General features: G+C 73.5%; 19 protein-coding genes. 14 read left to right on the forward strand and 5 right to left on the reverse strand.

Annotated features, from left to right (window positions below; translation table 11 throughout):
• Positions 1 to 178: 178 nt before the first annotated feature.
• The gene (gene rpsT / locus ACF1A5_RS13405; RefSeq protein WP_356180869.1) at positions 179 to 445 is read right to left on the reverse strand and encodes a 30S ribosomal protein S20; all 267 of its coding nucleotides are present in this window, start codon (positions 443 to 445) and stop codon (positions 179 to 181) included.
• A gap of 266 nt (positions 446 to 711) precedes the next feature.
• On the opposite strand from rpsT, the gene lepA reads away from it, so the two are divergent.
• Positions 712 to 2580, forward strand: a complete 1869-nt coding sequence (lepA, locus tag ACF1A5_RS13410; protein ID WP_392192962.1) for a translation elongation factor 4 — start codon at positions 712 to 714, stop codon at positions 2578 to 2580.
• 248 nt (positions 2581 to 2828) lie between these two features.
• Positions 2829 to 4703, forward strand: coding sequence for an AMP-dependent synthetase/ligase (locus tag ACF1A5_RS13415; protein WP_392192963.1), 1875 nt, complete (start codon positions 2829 to 2831; stop codon positions 4701 to 4703).
• Between the two features lie 254 nt (positions 4704 to 4957).
• Here the strand turns inward: ACF1A5_RS13415 and ACF1A5_RS13420 are convergent, their stop codons facing one another.
• Positions 4958 to 5596, reverse strand: a complete 639-nt coding sequence (locus ACF1A5_RS13420; RefSeq protein ID WP_392192964.1) for a two-component system response regulator — start codon at positions 5594 to 5596, stop codon at positions 4958 to 4960.
• A 219-nt stretch (positions 5597 to 5815) separates the two neighbouring features.
• On the opposite strand from ACF1A5_RS13420, the gene ACF1A5_RS13425 reads away from it, so the two are divergent.
• Positions 5816 to 7750, forward strand: a complete 1935-nt coding sequence (locus ACF1A5_RS13425; protein ID WP_392192965.1) for a SpoIIE family protein phosphatase — start codon at positions 5816 to 5818, stop codon at positions 7748 to 7750.
• A gap of 279 nt (positions 7751 to 8029) precedes the next feature.
• Positions 8030 to 9262, forward strand: a complete 1233-nt coding sequence (gene hemW, locus ACF1A5_RS13430; protein WP_392192966.1) for a radical SAM family heme chaperone HemW — start codon at positions 8030 to 8032, stop codon at positions 9260 to 9262.
• A gap of 51 nt (positions 9263 to 9313) precedes the next feature.
• Here hemW and ACF1A5_RS13435 read toward each other — a convergent pair whose 3' ends face one another.
• Both ACF1A5_RS13435 and ACF1A5_RS13440 read right to left on the reverse strand, forming a co-directional pair.
• The gene (locus tag ACF1A5_RS13435; protein ID WP_392192967.1) at positions 9314 to 10123 is read right to left on the reverse strand and encodes a DUF3097 domain-containing protein; all 810 of its coding nucleotides are present in this window, start codon (positions 10121 to 10123) and stop codon (positions 9314 to 9316) included.
• A 32-nt stretch (positions 10124 to 10155) separates the two neighbouring features.
• Positions 10156 to 10881: an MBL fold metallo-hydrolase gene (locus ACF1A5_RS13440; protein WP_392192968.1), complete on the reverse strand. Its 726-nt coding sequence runs from the start codon at positions 10879 to 10881 to the stop codon at positions 10156 to 10158.
• Positions 10882 to 11072: 191 nt separating this feature from the next.
• Here ACF1A5_RS13440 and hrcA point away from each other — a divergent pair, with 191 nt between their 5' ends.
• The 10 genes from hrcA to ACF1A5_RS13490 all read left to right on the forward strand — a co-directional run bounded on the left by hrcA (position 11073) and on the right by ACF1A5_RS13490 (position 22041).
• Positions 11073 to 12089 carry a heat-inducible transcriptional repressor HrcA gene (gene hrcA, locus ACF1A5_RS13445; protein WP_392193130.1) on the forward strand — a complete coding sequence of 339 codons (1017 nt, stop codon included), beginning with the start codon at positions 11073 to 11075 and terminating at the stop codon, positions 12087 to 12089.
• Positions 12090 to 13223 carry a molecular chaperone DnaJ gene (dnaJ, locus tag ACF1A5_RS13450; RefSeq protein ID WP_392192969.1) on the forward strand — a complete coding sequence of 378 codons (1134 nt, stop codon included), beginning with the start codon at positions 12090 to 12092 and terminating at the stop codon, positions 13221 to 13223.
• 118 nt (positions 13224 to 13341) lie between these two features.
• Positions 13342 to 14430 carry a nitronate monooxygenase gene (locus ACF1A5_RS13455; protein ID WP_392192970.1) on the forward strand — a complete coding sequence of 363 codons (1089 nt, stop codon included), beginning with the start codon at positions 13342 to 13344 and terminating at the stop codon, positions 14428 to 14430.
• Positions 14427 to 15167 (forward strand): 16S rRNA (uracil(1498)-N(3))-methyltransferase, encoded by a 741-nt coding sequence (locus ACF1A5_RS13460; protein WP_392192971.1) that lies wholly within the window; start codon positions 14427 to 14429, stop codon positions 15165 to 15167. The genes ACF1A5_RS13455 and ACF1A5_RS13460 overlap by 4 nt, the downstream gene beginning before the upstream one ends.
• A gap of 16 nt (positions 15168 to 15183) precedes the next feature.
• Positions 15184 to 15576 carry a VOC family protein gene (locus ACF1A5_RS13465; protein ID WP_392192972.1) on the forward strand — a complete coding sequence of 131 codons (393 nt, stop codon included), beginning with the start codon at positions 15184 to 15186 and terminating at the stop codon, positions 15574 to 15576.
• Positions 15577 to 15713: 137 nt separating this feature from the next.
• The gene (locus tag ACF1A5_RS13470) at positions 15714 to 16289 is read left to right on the forward strand and encodes a hypothetical protein (protein ID WP_392192973.1); all 576 of its coding nucleotides are present in this window, start codon (positions 15714 to 15716) and stop codon (positions 16287 to 16289) included.
• Positions 16290 to 16500: 211 nt separating this feature from the next.
• Positions 16501 to 19668: a S41 family peptidase gene (locus ACF1A5_RS13475; protein ID WP_392193131.1), complete on the forward strand. Its 3168-nt coding sequence runs from the start codon at positions 16501 to 16503 to the stop codon at positions 19666 to 19668.
• 42 nt (positions 19669 to 19710) lie between these two features.
• Entirely contained in the window at positions 19711 to 20064 is a 354-nt protein-coding gene (locus tag ACF1A5_RS13480; protein ID WP_392192974.1) for an HIT domain-containing protein, read from the forward strand.
• Between the two features lie 6 nt (positions 20065 to 20070).
• Positions 20071 to 21003, forward strand: a complete 933-nt coding sequence (locus tag ACF1A5_RS13485; RefSeq protein WP_392192975.1) for a ribonuclease Z — start codon at positions 20071 to 20073, stop codon at positions 21001 to 21003.
• Between the two features lie 45 nt (positions 21004 to 21048).
• Positions 21049 to 22041: an adenosine deaminase gene (locus ACF1A5_RS13490; RefSeq protein ID WP_392192976.1), complete on the forward strand. Its 993-nt coding sequence runs from the start codon at positions 21049 to 21051 to the stop codon at positions 22039 to 22041.
• A gap of 27 nt (positions 22042 to 22068) precedes the next feature.
• On the opposite strand, the gene ACF1A5_RS13495 is transcribed toward ACF1A5_RS13490, so the two are convergent.
• Positions 22069 to 23412, reverse strand: coding sequence for an MFS transporter (locus ACF1A5_RS13495; protein ID WP_392192977.1), 1344 nt, complete (start codon positions 23410 to 23412; stop codon positions 22069 to 22071).
• Positions 23413 to 23558 lie beyond the last annotated feature (146 nt).

Below are 23558 nucleotides of genomic sequence, written 5' to 3' on the forward strand. Positions count from 1 at the left end.
CCGCCCCCCTCCCTTGGGGAAAGGGAGGGGGGCGGGGTCTTCGGTTCACGCTGTTCACGCCGTTGAGCCCGTACCCGCGTGGCGAACGCAGGCCGCGTACGAGCTCGGGGGTGCCGGCCGGGAGCGGATGAGAGAGGGCCCGCTCTGGGTCCTGCCGGCGGTCAGATCAAGGAGTGGGTCAGCCCTTGAGGGAAGCGACCTTGGAAGCCAGCGCCGACTTCTTGTTGGCGGCCTGGTTCTTGTGGATGACACCCTTCGAGACGGCCTTGTCGAGCGCACGCGCGGCAGCGCGCTGCAGCTCGGTGGCCTTCGCGGTGTCACCCGCGGCAGCAGCCTCACGGGCCTTGCGGATCGCGGTCTTCAGGGAGGACTTGACGGCCTTGTTGCGCAGCCGGGCCTTCTCGTTGGTCTTGATCCGCTTGATCTGGGACTTGATGTTCGCCACGAATGAGCCTCTACAGATTCAGGCACGCGAGGATGGACCGCGGACGGCCCGCCTCACGCGCCGGTGATTTCTTGAAGACGTGCCCCGTGCGACCTCCCGAGGAAGGGCATGAGACACAGCGCATCAGAGTACCAGTGGCCCTCCGAGTGGCCCAAACCGGTCACCGGTCCCCGGCCGTGGGACCATGGAGGCTACGTATCGATCCGACCCGAGACCGCAGACGGACAAGCACACGTATGCGGACGCCTCAAGAATCAGGACCCTGCGTGCCCGCGACCCCTCTCCACGCGCCCGAGCCGAGCCGTACCGACCCGGCTCTGATCCGCAACTTCTGCATCATCGCGCACATCGACCACGGCAAGTCCACGCTGGCCGACCGGATGCTCCAGCTGACCGGTGTGGTCGAGCAGCGGCAGATGCGCGCTCAGTACCTCGACCGCATGGACATCGAGCGCGAGCGCGGCATCACGATCAAGTCCCAGGCGGTGCGTCTGCCGTGGGCCCCGACCGGCGATCCGGGCAACACGCACATCCTGAACATGATCGACACCCCGGGTCACGTGGACTTCACGTACGAGGTCTCGCGGTCGCTCGCCGCCTGTGAGGGGACCGTCCTCCTCGTCGACGCCGCCCAGGGCATCGAGGCGCAGACCCTCGCCAACCTCTACCTGGCGATGGAGAACGACCTCACGATCATCCCGGTCCTCAACAAGATCGACCTGCCGGCCGCCCAGCCGGAGAAGTTCGCCGAGGAGCTCGCCAACCTCATCGGGTGCGACCCCGGCGACGTGCTGAAGGTCTCCGCCAAGACCGGTCTCGGTGTCGAGGCGCTGCTGGACCGGGTCGTCGAGCGGATCCCGGCCCCGGTCGGCGTCGCCGACGCCCCAGCCCGCGCGATGATCTTCGACTCGGTCTACGACTCCTACCGCGGCGTGGTCACCTACGTCCGGGTCGTCGACGGCAAGCTCAACAAGCGCGAGCGGATCCGCATGATGTCCACCGGCGCCACCCACGAGCTGCTGGAGATCGGCACCAACTCGCCGGAGATGCTCCCGGCCGACGGCCTCGGCGTCGGCGAGGTCGGCTACCTCATCACCGGTGTGAAGGACGTCCGCCAGTCCAAGGTCGGTGACACGATCACCAGCCAGGCCAAGGGCGCCGAGGAGCCGCTGGGCGGCTACAAGGACCCCAAGCCGATGGTCTTCTCCGGCCTGTATCCGCTGGACGGCTCCGACTACCCCGAGCTGCGCGAGGCGCTGGACAAGCTCCAGCTCAACGACGCCGCCCTGGTCTACGAGCCGGAGACCTCCGCGGCCCTCGGCTTCGGCTTCCGCGTCGGCTTCCTCGGCCTGCTCCACCTCGACGTGGTCCGCGAGCGGCTGGAGCGCGAGTTCGGGCTCGACCTGATCGCCACCGCGCCCAACGTGGTCTACCGCGTGATCATGGAGGACGGCACCGAGCACACGGTGACCAACCCGAGCGAGTTCCCCGAGGGCAAGCTCGCGGAGGTGTACGAGCCGGTCGTGCGGGCCACGATCCTCGCCCCCACCGAGTTCATCGGCGCGATCATGGAGCTGTGCCAGACCCGGCGGGGCACCCTGCTCGGCATGGACTACCTGTCCGAGGACCGCGTGGAGATCCGCTACACGCTCCCGCTCGCGGAGATCGTCTTCGACTTCTTCGACCAGCTGAAGTCCAAGACCCGCGGCTACGCGTCCCTCGACTACGAGCCCACCGGCGAGCAGAACAGCTCCCTGGTCAAGGTGGACATCCTGCTGCACGGCGACAAGGTGGACGCCTTCTCGGCGATCACCCACAAGGACCAGGCGTACGCGTACGGCGTGCGGCTCGTCGCCAAGCTCAAGGAGCTGATCCCGCGGCAGAACTTCGAGGTGCCGGTGCAGGCCGCCATCGGCTCGCGGGTGATCGCCCGCGAGACCATCCGCGCCATCCGCAAGGACGTCCTCGCCAAGTGCTACGGCGGCGACATCTCCCGCAAGCGCAAGCTGCTGGAGAAGCAGAAGGAAGGCAAGAAGCGGATGAAGATGGTGGGTTCCGTGGAGGTTCCGCAGGAGGCCTTCATCGCGGTCCTCTCCAGCGATGACAGCGCGGGGTCGGCCAAGGGCAAGAAGTAGCCAGGGGTTACCCGCGGTTGCCCCGGCAAACCGGGTGGAAAGGGGGTCCGTCATGCGAAAGCGCGGCGGGCCCCTGTGCGTGCGGGCCGTAGCTCTCTGTAGGAAGTGACAGTCCGCTGCCCCTTACGCGGCGGCCGGTCGCGCTTTACTCTGATCCCTGCTCGATAGTTACTCGCGAGTTAAACAAGGTCGCGAGTCACCCCAGCCGCACTGAGCCAGCCGCACTGCCGCGGGCCCCGGAGGATGTCGTGAGCGACGCACAGACCCTGATCGAGAACCGTCCGCCGACTGTGGCGGCCCTCTTCCTGGAGCGCGTGGCGGCCACGCCGGACGCCGAAGCCTACCGCTATCCGGTGCCGCCCTCCTCGGGTACGGGCCCGGACGACTGGAAGTCGCTGAGCTGGGCGCAGGCCGCCGAGCGGGTCTACTCGATCGCGGCCGGACTCATCGAGCTGGGTGTGCAGCCCGAGGAGCGGGTCGCCCTCGCCTCCTCCACCCGGATCGAGTGGATCCTGGCCGACCTGGGCATCATGTGCGCCGGCGCGGCCACGTCCACCATCTATCCGCAGACCAACGCCGAGGAGTCGGCGTTCATCCTCTCCGACTCCGAGAGCCGGGTCCTGATCGCGGAGAACGCCGAGCAGCTGGCCAAGGTGCTGGAGAAGCGCGCCGAGCTGCCCGACCTGCACCACGTCGTCGTCGTCGACCCGGCCGGCGTGGAGACGAGCGACTGGGTCCTCACCCTCGCCGAGCTGGAGAGCCGCGGCGCCGCCCACCTGGAGAAGCACCCCTCGCTCATCAAGGAGCGGGTGGGCGCGATCACCCGGGAGCAGCTCGCCACGCTCATCTACACCTCCGGCACCACCGGCCGCCCCAAGGGTGTCCGCCTGCCGCACGACAACTGGTCGTACATGGCGAAGGCGATCGCCGCGACCGGGCTGGTCGGTGGCGACGACGTGCAGTACCTGTGGCTGCCGCTGGCGCACGTCTTCGGCAAGGTCCTCACCTCCGGCCAGATCGAGGTCGGGCACGTCACCGCCGTCGACGGCCGTGTGGACAAGATCATCGAGAATCTGCCGGTGGTGCAGCCGACGTACATGGCGGCCGTCCCGCGCATCTTCGAGAAGGTCTACAACGGCGTCGCCGCCAAGGCGCGCGCGGGCGGCGCGGCCAAGTACAAGATCTTCCAGTGGGCGTCCGAGGTGGCCCGCGAGTACGCCAAGGTCTCGCAGGACAACTTCCAGCGCACCGGCACCCACGCCGTGCCGTTCGGCCTGGCCTCCAAGCACAAGGTGGCCGACCGGCTCGTGTTCGCCAAGATCCGCGAGGCCTTCGGCGGCAACCTGCGGGCCTGTGTGTCGGGCAGCGCCGCCCTCGCGCCTGAGATCGGCTACTTCTTCGCCGGTGCCGGCATCCACATCCTGGAGGGCTACGGCCTGACCGAGTCCTCCGCGGCCTCCTTCGTCAACCCCGGCGAGGCCTACCGCACCGGTACCGTCGGCAAGCCGCTGCCCGGCACGGAGGTGCGCATCGCCGCCGACGGCGAGATCCTGCTGCGCGGCCCCGGCATCATGCAGGGCTACCACAAGCTGCCCGAGAAGACCTCCGAGGTCCTGGAGGCGGACGGCTGGTTCCACACCGGGGACATCGGCGAGCTGTCCGCGGACGGCTACCTGCGCATCACCGACCGCAAGAAGGACCTCATCAAGACCTCCGGCGGCAAGTACATCGCGCCGGCCGAGGTCGAGGGCCAGTTCAAGGCGGTGTGCCCGTACGTCTCCAACATCCTGGTGCACGGCGCCGACCGGAACTTCTGCACCGCGCTCATCGCCCTCGACGAGGTCTCCCTGATGGAGTGGGCGAAGGAGAACGGCCTCGCGGGCAAGTCGTACGCGGAGGTCGTCGCCGCGCCCGCCACGGTCGAGATGGTCGACGGCTACGTGAAGCAGCTCAACGAGGGCCTGCAGCGCTGGCAGACCATCAAGAAGTTCCGCCTCCTGCCGCGTGACCTCGACGTCGAGCACGGCGAGATCACGCCGAGCCTGAAGCTGAAGCGACCGGTCGTGGAGCGCGAGTACAAGCACCTGATCGACGAGATGTACGCGGGCACCCGCGAGGCCTGAGCGGCCGTACGGAGGGGCGGGTCCCTGCGGGCCCGCCCCCTCACGGCGCTGGTGGTCCCGCTCCTGCCGGACCACGCCCGCCTTGCCCCAGTGGTCCCGCCCCCGCCGGACCACATCCGCGGGCCCAGGGCCTGTCCGGCGGACCCTGCCGCAGACGCGGGGTCCGGCAGGCCCATCTGCGGCGTTGCCGTCGGTTGCCGACGTTCCGCGCCGACGCCCTCCTCCGCCTTGCAGCTGGACGCCCCGGACCCCGCTCACCTGCGCTGATGAGGCGCCGTTGCCGCTCTGCGACCTGATCCGCCGGACAGGCCCCAGTGGCCCCGCTCCCGCCGGATCGAGTCCACCAGCCGGTGGAGCTCGCGGACCTGCCGGTGTGCCTCCGGCACGTCCGGCGGGTCGGCGGCCAGCAGCGCGTCCACAGCGGCCAGCCGGGCGGCCACCGCGGCGCAGTGCGCCTGCTCCTGCGTCAGCGTCCGTTCCAGCTGCCGGTTCTTGCGGTGCAGGTCGAGGAAGACGGAGACCTTCGCGCGCAGCACCCACGGGTCGAAGGGCTTGCGCAGGTAGTCGGCGGCCCCCGTGGCGTACCCGCGGAAGGTGAAGCCGGGGTCGTCCTCCGCGGCGGTCAGGAAGACGACCGGGACGTCCTTGGCCCCCTCCAGCCGCTTGATGCCCGCGGCCGTCTCGAAACCGTCCATGCCCGGCATGTGCACATCCAGCAGGACCACGGCGAACCGCCGCCGCGCCAGCGCCGCCAGCGCCTCCTCACCCGAACGCGCCCGCACCAGAGGCTGGTCGAGGGGTTTGAGGACCGCCTCCAGGGCGGTCAGGTTGTCCTCCATGTCGTCCACGAGGAGGATGCCGGCCGCGTCGTCGGCCGTGCCCTCGGTGGTCATGCTGACGATGCCTCATTCGGTCGTGGTCGTGGTGAGCGGGCGGCGCGCCGCGGGTGCTCGGACTTCGGCCGGAATCCGTCCCTCTTCGAGCAGGCGCGTGGCACTGTTCTCACTCAAGGCGGCCCAGTTCGGTAACTCGGCGCTTATGGGCGCAGTCAGTCTGTCACTCTGTCCGCATCGACCGAGGCGTATTCGTCCGAACTTCTCGGGGAGTTGCCGATGGGGGTCATTCCCACGCAGCGGGAGACCGTCGCCCGTGCCTCCGAGGTGCCCACGCACCCGGGCGCCGAGGTGCTCACGCACCTCGGCGCGGACGGGCACGCGCAGGCGCGGGCGACCCTGCCCGGCGGCCCCCTCGCGCCCGGCTCCGCCCGCAACCTGGTGCGCACGGCGCTGGCGGAGTGGGCGGAACACGGCCACGCCGTCGCCGCCCGGCTGACCGAGGACGCCCTCGTCGTCATCAGTGAGCTGGTCACCAACGCCGTCGTCCACGCGGGCACCGACGTGGAGCTGGCCTGCCAACTGGAGCCGGACAGCGGCGCGTTCGTCGTCGAGGTGTCCGACCACCATCCCTCGCGCGCACCCCGCGACACCTCCGCGGACCCGGCGCACCAGGCCCCCGAGTACGGCCGCGGCCTGCGCCTGGTCGCGGCGCTCTCCGAGGAGTGGGGCATCACCTACCGGACCGGCGCCAAGACGGTGTGGGCGCGGCTGCCCGCCGAGGGCGGCGCCGCGGACGACGACGGGGAGGAGGACCAGGAGGGCGAGGAGTACGCCGGGCAGCGTCACCTCGGCGTGGCCCAGGTCCTCGCGCCCGAGCCGCGGCGCGCCGAGTGGGACCGGGAGTGGCTCGGGCGCGGCGCCCTGTCCTTTCTCGCCGAGGCCTCCGACCTGCTCGCCGGCCAGCTCGACGAGGACCTGGTCGCCGCGCTCACCGGGCAGCTGATCGTGCCGCGCCTGGCCGACTGGTGCGCGGTGTGGCTGGAGGACGAGGCGACCGCCCGCGGCGGCTGGGGCGACGGGACCGGCGCGGCGGGGCCGCGGCTCGCCCGCGTCTGGCACGGCAGCGAGAACCGCATCGAGGAGCTGCGCCGGGCCCTGGAGAAGGACCCGCCGCGCGCGCCCGACGGCGTAAGGTCCGGCCCTGCCCCCTACCCCTGGCCCGGGGAGGCCCTCGGCCCGGCCGGCACCCACGGGTCGGCGCTCGCCTACCGTCTGATCGCGGGCGGCCGCCCGCTCGGCACGCTGGTCATCGGACGGGCCGGGCTGCTGCGCTTCCCCGACGAGATCACCGGGCTGGTCGAGGACCTCGGCCGCCGGGTCGCGCTCGCCGTCGGCGCGGCCCGGCAGTACGCCCGCCAGGCCACCATCAGCGCCGTCCTGCAGCGCGGGCTGCTGCCCGGCGCGGTCGCGCAGATCCCCGGGGTGCGCAGCGCCCTCGTCTACGAGCCGTGCGACAAGGGCGGCCCGAGCGGCGACTTCTACGACCTCTTCCCGGCCGGGGACGGCCGCTGGTGCTTCGCCGTCGGCGACGTCCAGGGCAAGGGCCCCGAGGCCGCCGTCGTCATCGGGCTGGCCCGGCCCTGGCTGCGGCTGCTGGCCCGCGAGGGCTACGGCGTCGCCGACGTCCTGGACCGTCTCAACCAGCTCCTGCTCGACGACGCCACCGAGGCCGCCGACGCCGCCGCGCGGGTCCTGGTGGCCGCGGGCGGCCGCACCCCCGCTCCCGGCGACGGCCCGCAGACCCGTTTCCTGTCCCTCCTCTACGGCGAGCTCGCCCCCTTCGAGGGCGGCGTCCGCTGCACCCTCGCCTGCGCCGGGCATCCACTGCCGCTGCTCCTCGGGCACGAGGGCGACGTCCGTACGGTCGCCCGCCCGCAGACCCTGCTGGGCGTCGTCGAGGACGAGACGTACACCAGCGAGACCTGCGAGCTGGAGCCCGGCGACACCCTGCTGTGCGTCACCGACGGGGTGACCGAGCGGCGCTCCGGCTCCCGTCAGTTCGACGACGGCGACGGACTCGCCACGGCCCTCGCCGGGTGCGCCGGACTGGACGCGGAACTGGTCGCCGAGCGCATCCGGCGGCTGGTGCACGAGTTCGGCGCCGGGCCCCCGGAGGACGACCTGGCACTGATGGTGCTCCAGGCGGAGTGAGCGGCCAGGGCCGGGCGCCCGGAGTGTGCGGCCGAGGGCTGGGGTCTGGCGTGTGCGGCCGAAGGCGGGGGCACGGGCGTGAGTGGCCGAGGGCTGGCGCCGGCCGGGGCCCCGGCGGGGAGCGAACGCCCCGGAGCGGGCGCCCGGCGTGTGCGGCCGAGGGCAGGGGCCTGGCGTGTGCGGCGGGCAGGCGTGCGGCCGGGGCCCCGGCCGCACGTGAGCGTCCTCGGAGCCGGCGCCCGGCCCGGGCCCCGGCGCCGGTGCTGGACAATGGAGGACATGCCTTCCGCACTTCCCGACGGCGAGCCCGTCCCCGACGACGGCGCGCTGCCCGCGCGGGCGCTCGCCGGGGCCGCCGGCCGGCCCCTCGGGTTCTACCTGCACGTGCCCTACTGCGCGACCCGCTGCGGCTACTGCGACTTCAACACCTACACCGCCACCGAGCTGCGCGGCACCGGCGGCGTGCTCGCCTCCCGGGACAACTACGCCGGGACGCTGACCGACGAGATCCGCCTGGCCCGCAAGGTCCTCGGCGACGATCCGCGCGAGGTCCGCACCGTGTTCGTCGGCGGCGGCACGCCCACCCTGCTGGCCGCGGACGACCTGGTGCGGATGCTGCGGGCGATCCGCGACGAGTTCGGCCTCGCACCCGACGCCGAGGTGACGACGGAGGCCAACCCCGAGTCGGTCGATCCGGCGTATCTGGGGGCCCTGCGGGAGGGCGGCTTCAACCGGATCTCCTTCGGTATGCAGAGCGCCCGGCAGCACGTGCTGAAGATCCTCGACCGCACGCACACCCCGGGCCGTCCCGAGGAGTGCGTCGCCCAGGCCCGCGCGGCGGGCTTCGAGCACGTCAACCTCGACCTGATCTACGGCACCCCCGGCGAGTCGGACGACGACTGGCGGGCCTCCCTGGACGCGGCCCTGGGCGCCGGCCCCGACCACGTCTCGGCGTACGCCCTGATCGTCGAGGAGGGCACGCAGCTCGCCCGCCGGATCCGCCGCGGCGAGATCCCGGCGACCGACGACGATGTGCACGCCGACCGCTACCTGATCGCGGAGGAGACTCTCGCCGCGGCGGGCTTCGCGTGGTACGAGGTCTCCAACTGGGCCACCTCCGAGGCGGCCCGCTGTCTGCACAACGAGCTGTACTGGCGGGGCGCCGACTGGTGGGGCGCGGGCCCTGGCGCGCACAGCCACATGGGCGGCGTGCGCTGGTGGAACGTCAAGCACCCGGGCGCCTACGCCGCCGCCCTCGCCGGGGGCCGCTCCCCGGGCGCCGGCCGCGAGCTCCTCACGGACGAGGACCGCCGGGTGGAGCGGATCCTGCTGGAGCTGCGGCTGCGCGAGGGCGTACCGCTGTCCCTGCTGCGGGAGGCGGGACGCGCGGCGTCCCGCCGCGCGCTGTCCGACGGTCTGCTGGAGCGGGGGTCGTACGAGGCGGGACGCGCCGTGCTCACCCTGCGGGGCCGGCTGCTGGCCGACGCGGTGGTGCGGGACCTGGTGGACTGAGGGGCCGGCCCCCGCGGCCGCGTCGACGGCTTCGCCGGCCGCGGGGCACGGTCACGTGCCGCAGGGCACCGTCACATGGTCGATGAGACGCTCGACACATCCCAGCAGATCCGGCTCCAGGTCCCGGTACGAGTGGACCCGGGAGAGGATCCGCTGCCAGGCGGCGCCCGTGTTCTCCGGCCAGCCGAGTGCCCGGCACACGCCCGTCTTCCAGTCCTGCCCGTGCGGGACCCGGGGCCAGGCGTCGATGCCCACGGAGGACGGCTTCACGGCCTCCCAGACGTCGATGTACGGATGGCCCACGACCAGCGCGTGCTCGTCGGTCACCGCCTCGGCGATGCGCCACTCCTTGCTGCCCGGCACCAGGTGGTCCACCAGGACGCCCAGGCGGGCGTCGGGGCCGGGCGCGAAGTCCGCCACGATGGACGGCAGGTCGTCCACGCCCTCCAGGTACTCGACGACCACGCCCTCGACGCGCAGGTCGTCGCCCCACACCTTCTCGACCAGCTCCGCGTCGTGCCGCCCCTCCACGTAGATCCGCCCGGCGCGGGCCACCCGGGCCCGGGCGCCGGGCACGGCGACCGAACCGGACGCCGTGCGGGTGGGCCGCACGGGCCCCGACGCGGGCTTCACCAGCGTCACCACGCGGCCCTCCAGCAGGAAGCCGCCCGGCTGGAGCGGAAAGACCCGGTGCTTGCCGAAGCGGTCCTCCAGCGTCACCGTGCCCGCCTCGCAGCCGACCACGGCCCCGCAGAAACCCGTACCCGGCTCCTCCACCACCAGACCCGGCTCCGCCGGCACCTCCGGCGCGGGCCGGGACTTCTTCCACGGCGGGGTCAGGTCGGCGGAATACTGGCGCATTCGAATGACGATAGGGAGAACGCCGCGGGCGATCAGCGCGACACGCCGAAACGCCGCGCCAGGGCGTCACGCTGTGCCCGGACGAACGCCGCGTCCACCACCGCGCCGTGACCGGGCACGTACAGCGCGTCCTCGCCCCCGAGGTCCAGCAGCCGGTCCAGGGCGGCCGGCCACCGCGAGGGCGCGGCGTCGGGACCGGCCTGCGGCTCCCCGGACTCCTCGACCAGGTCCCCGCAGAAGACCACCGCCGGGTCGCCCGGCACCACGACGGCGAGGTCGTGCCGCGTGTGCCCCGGGCCGATGTCGTGCAGCAGCACCTCCCGGCCGCCCTTCAGCTCGACGACGGCCGTGCCCCGGACCTCCTCCTGGGGACGGACCAGGGTGTCCGCCGCCACCTCGGCGGCCCCGGCCTCCAGCCCGTTGCGCACCGCGTCCGCGCACAGCTCCGCGCGCCCGTCCTCGAACACCGCGCGGGAGCCGCCCGCGGCGAAGACGTGCGCGCCCGCGAACACGGCCGCGCCGAAGACGTGGTCGAAGTGCGGATGCGTGAGTGCGAGAAACCGCACACGGCCGCCGGCCAGCCGCTCCGCCTCCCGGCGCAGCCGGACTCCCTCCGCCAGGCACGACCCGGCGTCGACCAGAAGGGCGCCGTCCTCGCCGAGGACCAGGCCCACGGTGCAGTCCCACACCGGAAGGCGGCAGCGGCCGACCCCGTCCGCCAGCCGCTCCCACCCCAGCTCTTCCCAAGTCACCGTCATACGGCGACGCTAGCCGTGACGGCCGCCCGGGCCCAGCCGCGACCGCCGTCGCGGCACGACCTCGCAGGCCGTCGCCGGACCGGCCTTGCCGCGGGCGTACCCCACAGCCGTACACTGGGCCGGGTGAAGCTGGCACTCGTATGCGCCGAGTGCCAGGCAAGGAGCCGCGGGACGACTTGGAGGTGTGCGCGATGCTCAGCGAACGACGGCTCCAGGTGCTGCGCGCCATCGTCCAGGACTACGTGGGCACCGAGGAGCCGGTGGGCTCCAAGGCCCTGACCGAGCGGCACAACCTCGGTGTCTCGCCCGCCACGGTCCGCAACGACATGGCGGCCCTGGAGGACGAGGGCTACATCGCCCAGCCGCACACCAGCGCCGGACGCATCCCCACCGACAAGGGGTACCGCCTCTTCGTCGACAAGCTGGCCGGGGTCAAGCCGATGACCGCGCCGGAGCGCAGGGCGATCCAGAACTTCCTCGACGGCGCCGTCGACCTCGACGACGTGGTCGCCCGCACGGTGCGGCTGCTGGCGCAGCTGACCCGGCAGGTCGCCGTCGTGCAGTACCCCTCGCTGACCCGCTCGACCGTGCGGCACGTGGAACTGCTGTCGCTCGCGCCCGCGCGTCTGATGCTCGTGCTGATCACGGACACCGGCCGGGTCGAGCAGCGCATGGTCGACTGCCCGGCCCCCTTCGGCGAGGCGTCCCTGGCGGACCTGCGCGCGCGGCTGAACAGCCGGGTCGCCGGCCGCCGCTTCGCGGACGTGCCGCAACTCGTCGAGGACCTGCCGGACGCCTTCGACGTCGAGGACCGGGGCACGGTCTCGACGGTGCTGTCCACCCTCCTGGAGACCCTCGTGGAGGAGAACGAGGAGCGGCTGATCATCGGCGGCACCGCCAACCTGACCCGCTTCCCGCACGACTTCCCGCTCACCATCCGGCCCGTCCTCGAGGCGCTGGAGGAGCAGGTGGTGCTCCTGAAGCTGCTGGGCGAGGCGAAGGAGCCGGGCATGACGGTGCGGATCGGTCACGAGAACGCCTACGAGGGACTCAACTCCACATCCGTGGTGTCGGTGGGCTACGGTTCGGGCGGCGAGGCAGTCGCCAAGCTCGGCGTGGTCGGACCGACCCGCATGGACTACCCGGGAACGATGGGAGCGGTACGCGCAGTGGCACGGTACGTCGGACAGATCCTGGCGGAGTCCTAGGTGGCCACGGACTACTACGCCGTACTCGGCGTGCGTCGCGACGCGTCGCAGGAAGAGATCAAGAAGGCCTTCCGGCGGCTCGCGCGCGAGCTGCACCCGGACGTCAACCCGGATCCGAAGACCCAGGAGCGGTTCAAGGAGATCAACGCCGCCTACGAGGTGCTCTCGGACCCGCAGAAGAAGCAGGTCTACGACCTCGGCGGCGACCCGCTCTCGCAGGCCGGCGGCGGCGCGGGCGGCTTCGGCGCGGGCGGCTTCGGGAACTTCTCCGACATCATGGACGCGTTCTTCGGCACGGCGTCGCAGCGCGGGCCGCGCTCGCGCACCCGCCGGGGCCAGGACGCCATGATCCGGCTGGAGATCGAGCTGGACGAGGCGGCCTTCGGCACCACCAAGGACATCCAGGTCGACACGGCCGTCGTCTGCAACACCTGCAACGGCGAGGGCGCGGCCCCGGGCACCACCGCCCAGACCTGTGACATGTGCCGCGGTCGCGGTGAGGTCTCGCAGGTCACCCGGTCCTTCCTGGGCCAGGTCATGACCTCGCGCCCGTGCCCGCAGTGCCAGGGCTTCGGCACCGTCGTGCCCACCCCGTGCCCGGAGTGCGCGGGCGACGGCCGGGTGCGGTCGCGCCGCACCCTGACCGTGAAGATCCCGGCCGGTGTCGACAACGGCACCCGCATCCAGCTCGCGGGCGAGGGCGAGGTCGGCCCCGGCGGCGGCCCCGCCGGCGACCTGTACGTCGAGATCCACGAGCTGCCGCACCAGACCTTCCAGCGACGCGGCGACGACCTGCACTGCACGGTCACCATCCCGATGACCGCGGCGGCCCTCGGCACCAAGGTGCCGCTGGAGACCCTGGACGGCATGGAGGAGGTCGACATCCGCCCGGGCACCCAGTCCGGCCAGTCGATCCCGCTGCACGGCCGGGGCGTCACACACCTGCGCGGCGGCGGCCGGGGCGACCTCGTGGTGCACGTCGAGGTGCAGACCCCGGGCAAGCTCGACCCCGAGCAGGAGCGCCTGCTGCGCGAACTCGCCAAGCTGCGCGGCGAGGAACGGCCCCAGGGCCAGTTCCAGCCGGGCCAGCAGGGCCTGTTCTCCCGACTGAAGGACGCGTTCAACGGGCGCTGAGACGGTTCCGTTTGCGGCTCTGTTCCGGCCTCTCCGGCCGCCCTCCCGGCCGTCCGCCCGGACCGCCGGGAGGACGGCCGGATGCGGTGCGGTGGACGGGACGTGACACCATGCGGACATGTCCACCGCACTGACCGATCTCTTCCCGTACCCGATCGTGCAGGCCCCCATGGCGGGCGGAGTCTCCGTGCCGCGGCTCGCCGCCGCCGTGTCCGAGGCGGGCGGCCTCGGGTTCCTCGCCGCGGGCTACAAGACCGCCGACGGGATGTACCAGGAGATCAAGCAGCTGCGCGGGCTGACCGGCCGCCCCTTCGGCGTGAACCTCTTCGTGCCGCAGCCGGACTGCGCCGAGTCCGGCGCCGTCGACCTCTACGCCCACCAGCTGGCCGGCGAGGCCACCTGGTACGAGACCGAACTCGGTGACCCGGACAGCGGACGCGACGACGGCTACGACACCAAGCTCGCCGTGCTCCTGGACAACCCCGTGCCGGTGGTCTCCTTCCATTTCGGCGTCCCCGCCCCCGAGGTGGTGGACGCGCTGCACCGCGCGGGCACCTTCGTCCTCGTCACGGCGACCACCCCCGAGGAGGCGCTCGCCGTGCGGCAGGCCGGCGCGGACGTGGTGATCGCGCAGGGCCTGGAGGCCGGCGGCCACCAGGGCAGCCACCGCGACCTGCCCGAGAACGGCTGCCCCGGCACCGGCGTGCTCGCGCTCGTCGCGCAGGTCCGCGAGACGGTGGACATCCCGGTCGTCGCCGCGGGCGGCATCATGCGGGGCAGCCAGATCGCCGCGGTCCTCGCGGCGGGCGCGAGCGCCGCCCAGCTGGGCACGGCGTTCCTCGCCACCCCCGAGTCCGGCGCGCACGCGCTCCACAAGGAGGCGCTGACCGACCCCGTCTTCCCCCGCACGGAGCTGACCCGCGCGTTCTCCGGACGCCCGGCGCGCGGCCTGGTCAACCGCTTCCTGCGGGAGCACGGCCCCTACGCGCCCGCCGCCTACCCCGAGGTCCACCACCTCACCGCGCCGCTGCGCAAGGCGGCCGCCAAGGCGGGTGACGCGCAGGGCATGGCGCTGTGGGCCGGGCAGGGCCACCGCATGGCCCGCGACCTGCCCGCGGGGCGGCTGGTGGAGGTACTGGCGGCCGAACTGGACGCCGCCCGGGCGGCGTTGTCGGGCTTTCCCACGGCCGGGGGTGAGGTGCGATGACCGCACCGGTGTTCGTCGTCGACCAACTCGACCGGATCGGGCCGGAGTTCGTGCTCGACGGCCCCGAAGGCCGGCACGCGGTCTCCGTCAAGCGGCTGCGCCCCGGGGAGGACGTGATCCTCACCGACGGGCGCGGACGCTGGGCCGGGGGCGTGGTGAAGGCCGCCGAGGGCAAGGACCGGCTGGTGGTCACGGACCTGGAGTCCGTGACCGAGGAGCCCGAGCCGTCCCCCCGGATCACCGTCGTCCAGGCGCTCCCCAAGGGCGACCGGGGCGATCTGGCCGTGGAGACCATGACCGAGGTCGGCGTCGACGCGATCGTGCCGTGGGCGGCCTCCCGCTGCATCACGCAGTGGAAGGGCGACCGCGGGCTGAAGGCGCTCGGCAAGTGGCGGTCCACCGCGCGTGAGGCCGGCAAGCAGTCCCGCCGGGTGCGCTTCCCCGAGGTAGCGGACGCGGCGACGGCCAAACAGGTCGCCACCCTGCTCGCCGGCGCGGACTTCGCCGCCGTGCTGCACGAGAGCGGCGAGGAGCCGCTGGCCACCACAGCCCTGCCCACCGCCGGTGAGATCGTCCTCGTCGTCGGGCCCGAGGGGGGCGTGTCCCCGGAGGAACTGGAGCTGTTCGCCCGGGCGGGCGCGAGGCCCTACCGGCTCGGGCGTAGCGTGTTGCGCACCTCGACCGCCGGTACGGCGGCGGCCGCCCTGCTCCTCGGCCGCACCGGCCGGTGGTCCTGACCCGGAGGGGGAGCCCGTGGAACTGGCACAGGTCCGGCTGCTCGTCGGCGACTTCGCCGCCTGCTACCGCTTCTACGCCGATGTGCTCGGCCTGAAGCCGCAGTCGGGGGCGGCGGAGGGGCCGTACGAGAAGTTCAGTCCGGCCACCGGGTCCGCGGGGATAGCCCTCCAGGACCGGGCGATGATGGCCGGGGTGCTGGGCGAACTGGGGGAGGAGGCCAACGGGCACCGCTCGCTGGTGGTGCTGCGCGTGGACGACCTCGACGCGACCTGCGCCCGGATCACCGCCCGTGGCGGGACCCTGCTGCACGGCCCCGCCCCGCTGACCGACCGGATGCGCGTGGCCCACCTCAAGGACCCCGAGGGCAACCTCGTCGAACTCCAGGAGTGGCTGCTGCTGCGCGGCTGACCGCGCGGGTCCGGCACGGTGCCGTGCAGGCCGGCCACGCGCCCCGAGTGGGGGCCACGTACCCGAGGGGGCGGGCGGCGCGCGTGTGGCCGTATGCGCTCTACCGTGCGGGGCGGGCCGGTGGCAGGCTGCCGTGCATGGGGGTACCGAGGCGTATCGGGCAACGGCCGCGCGGGCGACGGGTGATGGCCGTGGCGGGGCTCGCGGCGGTCGCCGTGGGCGGGGCCGTCGCGTGCGACCCCGGCGGGCTGAGCTCCGCGGCGGTGGCGTACACGACCGACAGGACCGCGACCGCGGAACTGAACCGGCGGCACGCCTCCGTGCGCTGGCTGACCTGCACGGCCGGCTATGAGGGCGGGAACAAGGCGTACACGCCGGGGAAGCGGGCGCCCTCGGCGTCCGTGACCACCGCCGCCACCGTCGACTGCCAGGGGCGGACGGAAGACGGCCGGAGGATCACCGTCACCGGGAAGGTGACCCGCGCCGTGGACGGCGCCTGCGTGCGCGGGAACCTGACCGCGAAGGTGGGCGGCAAGGTGTGGTTCCACGTCGACGGCCTCGGCGACTGCGACGCCGCCCCCGGACCGACGTACGCCCCGCCCGTCACCCACCGCCCCACCCACGACGGTCCCGGGCCGACGGTCACGGTGACCGTCACCAGGACCCTGTGGTGCAAGGGCGACCCCACCTGCTGGCCCGTCGAGGGCAAGTGAGGCCGCCCCTTTCCCGCGCCGGTCCGCCCCTCCGGGGCCTGACGTGCGGGAGAAGTGATCGAAACCCCTGTCCACGGGTGCCGTGGCTGCGTAGGGTGATCGGGTGACTCAGCCCACATCGTCAGCAAAGGCGTCGTCGTCTGCGTCGTCCGCCCCGCCGGCCGCCTCCGCCGCGTCGGCGTATCTCCGGTTCCCGCACCTGCACGGCGAGTTGGTCGCCTTCACCGCCGAGGACGACGTGTGGCTCGCGCCCCTCGACGGCGGCCGCGCCTGGCGGGTCAGCGCCGACAACGTGCCGGCGACCCACCCGCGCATCTCGCCCGACGGCGCCACCGTCGCCTGGACCTCCACCCGCGACGGCGCCCCCGAGGTGCACGCCGCTCCCGTCGACGGCGGCCCCGCCCGGCGCCTGACGCACTGGGGCAGCCGGCGGACCCAGGTGTGCGGCTGGACCCCGGACGGGGAGGTCCTCGCGATCAGCACCCAGGGCCAGGCGAGCCTGCGCCGCACCTGGGCGCGGGCCGTCCCGCTCGACGGCGGACCGGCCACCACCCTGCCCTACGGCCCCGTCGGCGACGTCGCCCACGGCCCGCACACCGTGCTGCTGTCCGCACCGATGGGGCGCGAGGCGGCCTGGTGGAAGCGCTACCGCGGCGGCACCGCGGGCAAGCTGTGGATCGACCCCGCCGGCGACGGGCAGTTCGTGCGGCTGCACGAGGACCTCGACGGCAACATCGAGTGCCCGGTGTGGGTGGGCGAGCGCCTGGCCTTCCTGTCCGACCACGAGGGCACCGGAGCGCTGTACTCCTCCCTCGCCGACGGCTCCGACCTGCGCCGGCACACCCCCCTCGACGGTTTCTACGCCCGGCACGCGGCCGGCGACGGCAGCCGCGTCGTCTACGCCAGCGCCGGTGAGCTGTGGCTGCTGGACGACCTCGACGGCGCGGAGCCGCGCCGGCTGGACGTCCGGCTCGGCGGATCCCGCGTCGACCTCCAGCCGCACCCGGTGAGCGCCGCCCGCTGGTTCGACCACGCCTCGCCCGACCACACCGCGCGCGGCAGCGCGGTGGCCGTGCGCGGCGCCGTCCACTGGGTCACCCACCGCTCCGGCCCGGCCCGCGCGCTGGCCGCGCGGCCCGGGGTGCGGGCCCGGCTGCCGCGCACCTTCCGCGCGGACGGGGAGGAGTGGGTGGTGTGGGTGACGGACGCCGAGGGCGAGGACGCCCTGGAGTTCGCTCCCGCCACCGGCGTCGGCGTGGGCGCGACCCCGCGCCGGCTCGCCGCCGGGCAGCTCGGCCGCGTCCTGGAGCTCGCCATGGCCCCCGACGGCAGCCGCGCCGCCGTCGCCTCGCACGACGGGCGGCTGCTGCTCGTCGAACGGGAGACGGGGGAGGTGCGGGAGGTCGACCGCAGCGAGGACGGCGACGTCGGCGACCTCGCCTTCTCGCCCGACTCCGGCTGGCTCGCCTGGTCGCACCCCGGCCCGCGCCCGCTCTGCCAGCTCCGGCTCGCCAACACCACCGACCTGTCGGTCACCGAGGCGACCCCGCTGCGCTTCCAGGACTACGCGCCCGCGTTCACCCTGGACGGCAAGCACCTGGCCTTCCTGTCCAGCCGCTCCTTCGACCCGGTCTACGACGAGCACGTCTTCGACCTGGCCTTCGTGGAGGGCTGCCGCCCGCATCTGATCACCCTGGCGGCGACCACGCCGTCGCCGTTCGGGCCGCAGCGGCACGGGCGCTCCTTCGAGGCCCCGGACAAGGACGAGACGCCCGAGAGCGAGGGCACCCCGGCCACCCGCATCGACCTGGAGGGCCTGGCCGACCGGATCGTGCCCTTCCCCGTCGAGGCCGCCCGCTACTCCACCCTGCGCGCCGCCAAGGACGGCGTGCTGTGGCTGCGGCACCCGGTGCGCGGCGTCCTCGGCGCCACCCGCGCCACGCCCGACGACCCCGACCCGAAGACCGAGCTGGAGCGCTACGACCTCGCCCAGCAGCGCCTGGAGCACCTCGCCGCCGACGCCGACCACTTCGAGGTCAGCGGCGACGGCAAGCGGGTCCTGCTGTGGACCGACGGCAAGCTGAAGGTCGTCCCCAGCGACCGGCGCGCCTCGAACGACGACGACAGCGACTCGAACATCACCGTGGACCTCGGCCGGGTCCGGCAGACCGTCGACCCGGCAGCCGAGTGGCGGCAGATGTACGAGGAGACCGGCCGCCTGATGCGGGACCACTTCTGGCGGGCGGACATGGGCGGCGTCGACTGGGACGGCGTCCTCGGCCGGTACCGCCCGGTCCTCGACCGCATCGCCACCCACGACGACCTGATGGACCTGCTGTGGGAGGTGCACGGCGAGCTCGGCACCTCGCACGCCTACGTCATGGCGGACGGCGGCTACGGCAGCGGGCCCCGGCAGGGGCTGCTCGGCGCGGACATCTCCCGCGACGAGGACGGCAGTTGGCGCATCGACCGGATCCTGCCCGCGGAGACCTCGGATCCCGACGGGCGCAGCCCGCTCGCGGCGCCCGGGGTCGCGGTGCGCGCCGGGGACGCCATCGCCGCGGTGGGCGGGCAGCCGGTCGACCCGGTGACCGGGCCTGGCCCGCTGCTGGTCGGCACGGCCGGCAAGCCCGTCGAGCTGACGGTCTCGCCGTCCGGTGGGGGCGAGGCGCGGCACGCGGTGGTGGTGCCCCTCGCGGACGAGGAGCCGCTGCGCTACCACGCGTGGGTGGCCGACCGCAGGGCCTACGTCCACGAGAAGTCCGGCGGCCGCCTCGGTTATCTGCACGTGCCCGACATGCAGGCGCCCGGCTGGGCGCAGATCCACCGCGACCTGCGCGTGGAGGTGGCCCGCGAGGGACTCGTCGTCGACGTGCGGGAGAACCGCGGAGGCCACACCTCCCAGCTGGTCGTGGAGAAGCTGGCCCGGCGGATCGTCGGCTGGGGGGTGCCGCGCGGGATGCGGCCGTACAGCTACCCGCAGGACGCGCCCCGCGGTCCCGTGGTCGCGGTCGCCAACGAGTTCTCCGGCTCCGACGGCGACATCGTCAACGCGGCGATCAGGGCGCTCGGCATCGGCCCGGTGGTCGGCACCCGCACCTGGGGCGGCGTCATCGGCATCGACAGCCGCTACCACCTGGTCGACGGCACGCTGATCACCCAGCCCAAGTACGCGTTCTGGCTGGAGGGCCAGGGCTGGGGCGTGGAGAACCACGGCGTGGACCCGGACGTCGAGGTGGTGCAGCGCCCGCAGGACCACGCCGCGGGGCGGGACGTCCAGCTCGACGAGGCGATCTCGCTGGCGCTGGCCGCGCTGGAGGACAACCCGGCGAAGACGCCCCCGGACTTGCCGGAGCCCGGCCGGCGCACGGCTCGATAGCATGCCCCCGTACGCGATCAACCGGCGTGAGGAGGCACCCGTATGACCGGGGAGCCGCAGGACGACTGCCTGTTCTGCAAGATCGTGGCGGGGCACGTCCCGGCGACGATCGTCCGTGAGACCGAGACGACCGTCGCCTTCCGTGACATAAACCCGCAGGCGCCCACCCACGTCCTGGTGATCCCCAAGGTGCACCACAAGGACGCCGCCGCGCTCGCCGCCGCCGACCCGGCCGCGGCGGCGGACGTCCTGCGGGAGGCGCAGGCCGTCGCCGACGAGGACAAGCTGGAGAGTTACCGCATCGTCTTCAACACCGGCCACGGCGCCGGGCAGACGGTCTGGCACGCGCACGCCCACGTCCTCGGCGGCCGCGGCCTCGAGTGGCCCCCCGGGTGAGGTGCCGTGTCCGTCCGTGAACTGGTCGTCCTCGGCACCGCCAGCCAGGTCCCGACCCGCCACCGCAACCACAACGGCTACCTGCTGCGCTGGGACGGCGAGGGCATCCTGTTCGACCCCGGCGAGGGCACCCAGCGCCAGATGGTGCGCGCCGGGGTCGCGGCGCACGACCTGAACCGGATCTGCGTCACCCACTTCCACGGCGACCACAGCCTGGGCCTGCCCGGGGTCGTCCAGCGGATCAACCTCGACCAGGTGCCGCACGAGGTCACCGCGCACTACCCGCGCTCGGGGCAGCGGTTCTTCGACCGGCTGCGGTACGCCACCGCCTACCGGGAGACCGTCCCGCTCACCCAGGCGCCGGTCGACACCGACGGCGACCTGGCGGTGACCCCGGCGTACACCCTCCAGGGCCGCCGGCTCTCCCATCCCGTCGAGTCGTTCGGCTACCGGCTCGTCGAGCCCGACGGGCGCCGCATGGTGCCCGAGCGGCTCGCCGCGTACGGGATCAAGGGGCCGGACGTGGGCCGCATCCAGCGCGAGGGGGCCCTGGGCGGGGTTCCGCTGGAGGCGGTGAGCGAGGTGCGGCGCGGGCAGCGGTTCGCGTTCGTCATGGACACCCGGCTGTGCGACGGGGTGTACGCCCTCGCCGACGGTTGCGACCTGCTCGTCATCGAGTCGACCTTCCTCGACGACGAGGAGGGACTCGCCGTGGAGCACGGCCACCTGACGGCCAGTCAGGCGGCGCGGGTGGCCCGGGAGGCGGGCGTACGGCATCTCGTGCTGACCCACTTCAGCCAGCGGTACGGCGAGCCTGGGGGCACCTCCCAGACGGAGTCCGGGGGAGAGTTCGAACGGCAGGCGCGGGCGGCCGGGTTCGAGGGTGAGCTGACCGTGGCGCACGACCTGCTGCGGGTGCCGGTCCCGAAACGGCGCTGAACCGGTTGTTCCGCATCGCCCGCCGGACGCCCGTACGATGCTGCGATGCCCCTCCCCAAAGCTGAACTGCACCTCCACATCGAAGGCACCCTCGAACCCGAGCTGGCCTTCGCGCTGGCCGCCCGCAACGGCGTCGCGCTGCCCTACGCCGACACCGACGCACTCCGCGAGGCGTACCGGTTCGAGGACCTCCAGTCCTTCCTGAACCTGTACTACGAGCTGATGGCCGTGCTGCGCACCGAGCGGGACTTCGAGGACCTCGCCGACGCCTACCTCGCCCGCGCCGCCGCGCAGGGCGTGCGGCACGCGGAGATCTTCTTCGACCCGCAGGCGCACCTGGCGCGGGGCGTGGAGATGGGCACGGTAGTCGAGGGGCTGTGGCGGGCGCTGGGCCGCAGCGAGCGCAGCCACGGCGTCTCCACCCAGCTGATCATGTGCTTCCTGCGCGACGAGTCCGCCGAGTCGGCGCTGCGCACGCTGGACGCCGCGAAGCCCTACCTCGACCGCATCGTGGGCGTCGGCCTGGACTCGGCCGAGGTCGGGCACCCGCCGGTGAAGTTCCGCGAGGTGTACGAGGCCGCCGCCGCGCTCGGGCTGCGGCGCGTGGCGCACGCCGGCGAGGAGGGCCCGCCGGAGTACATCACCGAGGCGCTGGACGTGCTCGGCGTGGAGCGGGTCGACCACGGCCTGCGCTGCATGGAGGACCCCGCGCTGGTCGCCCGCCTGGTCCGGGACCGGATCCCGCTGACGCTGTGCCCGCTGTCCAACGTCCGCCTGCGCACGGTCGACACCCTCGCCGACCACCCGCTGCCCGCGATGCTGGACGCGGGCCTGCTCTGCACGGTCAACTCCGACGACCCGGCCTACTTCGGCGGTTACGCGGGCGACAACTTCGACGCGGTGCGCCGGACGCTGGGCCTGAGCGAGGACCGCCTGCGGGAGCTGGCCCGCAACTCCTTCGCCGCCTCCTTCCTGGAGCACGACGAGGAGCGGCGGCAGCGCTACCTCGCCGAGGTGGAGGCGTACGCCTTCCCGTAGGCGAGGTCCGCTCCGGGGCGGCCCGGGTCAGCGGCCGCCGGGGCCCGGCGCGCCCGCCGTGGCGTGCTGCGGACCCGCGGTGCCGTAGGCGGGGCGCACGGGCGCGGCGGTGCCGTCCACCTCGATCTCCACCACCGGCTGCTCCGGGGCGCCGATCTGCGGCACCGCACCCGAGGGGGCACCGGCGGAGGCGGCGACCACGGCGGCCGGGGTGCCGCCGCGGCGCCGGACCGTGCCGGGCAGCAGCGCGCGTCCGCCCGTGTGCAGGGCCACCGCGGTCATCGGCAGCGCGACCACCAGCAGGCCGACGGCCAGCACCGAGCCCATCACGGGGAATCCGGCCTGGGCGGACAGCACGCTGCCGGCCAGCGGACCCGCGGCCGTGCCGAGCGAGGAGGCCGAGCCGACGAGCACCGCCCAGCGGCCGCGCGGGTCGAGGGATGCGGCGAGGCCGATCAGATACGACAGGACGATCGGGTAGAGCGTGTTCCAGGAGATCTCGCCGGCCGCGAAGGACGTCAGATCGGTCGCGGACGCGCTCAGCACGATGCAGCCCGCGATGAGCGCCGTGCCCGCGCCGACCGGCAGTGCCCGGCCGAGGCGCGGACCGAGCGCCCCGGCCCCGATCACCCCGAGCAGTCCGGCGCCGAGCGACACCGCGAACACCGCGCCGACGGTGACCTCGCCGAGGTGCGCCTGGGTCAGGCCGATGCGGCCGCTCACCCCCCACAGGGAGTTCTGGGCGAGGGACCAGCAGAGCATGGCGGCGGCGAGCACCAGTCCCGAGCGGCGGTGCGGCAGCCGGGAGCCCTCCTGCACGGCCGTGCGTGTGGCCGTGCGCACCGGCAGACGGCCCGTCAGCGGCCACACGGCGAGCGCGCTCAGCGCGATCGCGGCGGGCGGCTGCCCGTGTCCCGGACCGAGGTGAGGCAGCGTCAGGTAGAGGGCGCCGGCGAGCGCGGAGACGGTGAGCAGGCCGAGCGTGGAGATGCGGTGCGGGTCTCTGTGTGCGGCGATCCCGGTGGCGGCGACCGTGGTGGCCGTGCCGGAGCCGAACCCGCCGACGACCAGGCCGGCGACGACCGCCGGGACCGCGTCGGTGAGCGCGGCCCCGCCGTAGCCGAGGACGGCGAGCGCGAGGCCGACGCGGGCGAGCGCGCGGGCCCCGAAGCGCTCGACCCGGGAGGCCAGGAGGAACCCGGCCGTGGCGGAACTCAGCAGCAGGGCGCTGCCGACGGCTCCCGCCTGGGTCGCGGACAGCGGGAGTCCCGTGTCCAGGCGACCGACGGTCGTCGGCAGGAGATACGGAGCGAGGTACCCGGCCGTGAACAGGGCGACGAGCGGCCAGGGGAGGGTACGAGCGGCGGACACGGGCGTTCCCAGGGCATACGAAGGGGAGGGCTCAAAAAGAGGGGGAGGGGCGCCGACCGTCGACGGACAGGAACGCGCGAAAAAATTTGTATCAAGCACGGAGTCGTGGACGGGAATCCAGAACGTGTGATCTGGGACACATTCTG

It is taken from the genome of Streptomyces sp. NPDC014864 (assembly GCF_043081525.1).
In the GTDB taxonomy this organism is placed as follows: domain Bacteria; phylum Actinomycetota; class Actinomycetes; order Streptomycetales; family Streptomycetaceae; genus Streptomyces.

Coding starts and splice junctions, on each gene's coding strand:
- ACF1A5_RS13420 (WP_392192964.1), bottom strand. CDS start 5,596: ATGACCACCGAGGGCACGGCCGACGACGCGGCCGGCATCCTCCTCGTG.
- ACF1A5_RS13425 (WP_392192965.1), top strand. CDS start 5,816: ATGGGGGTCATTCCCACGCAGCGGGAGACCGTCGCCCGTGCCTCCGAG.
- hemW (WP_392192966.1), top strand. CDS start 8,030: ATGCCTTCCGCACTTCCCGACGGCGAGCCCGTCCCCGACGACGGCGCG.
- ACF1A5_RS13435 (WP_392192967.1), bottom strand. CDS start 10,123: ATGCGCCAGTATTCCGCCGACCTGACCCCGCCGTGGAAGAAGTCCCGG.
- ACF1A5_RS13440 (WP_392192968.1), bottom strand. CDS start 10,881: ATGACGGTGACTTGGGAAGAGCTGGGGTGGGAGCGGCTGGCGGACGGG.
- hrcA (WP_392193130.1), top strand. CDS start 11,073: ATGCTCAGCGAACGACGGCTCCAGGTGCTGCGCGCCATCGTCCAGGAC.
- ACF1A5_RS13455 (WP_392192970.1), top strand. CDS start 13,342: ATGTCCACCGCACTGACCGATCTCTTCCCGTACCCGATCGTGCAGGCC.
- ACF1A5_RS13460 (WP_392192971.1), top strand. CDS start 14,427: ATGACCGCACCGGTGTTCGTCGTCGACCAACTCGACCGGATCGGGCCG.
- ACF1A5_RS13470 (WP_392192973.1), top strand. CDS start 15,714: ATGGGGGTACCGAGGCGTATCGGGCAACGGCCGCGCGGGCGACGGGTG.
- ACF1A5_RS13480 (WP_392192974.1), top strand. CDS start 19,711: ATGACCGGGGAGCCGCAGGACGACTGCCTGTTCTGCAAGATCGTGGCG.
- ACF1A5_RS13490 (WP_392192976.1), top strand. CDS start 21,049: ATGCCCCTCCCCAAAGCTGAACTGCACCTCCACATCGAAGGCACCCTC.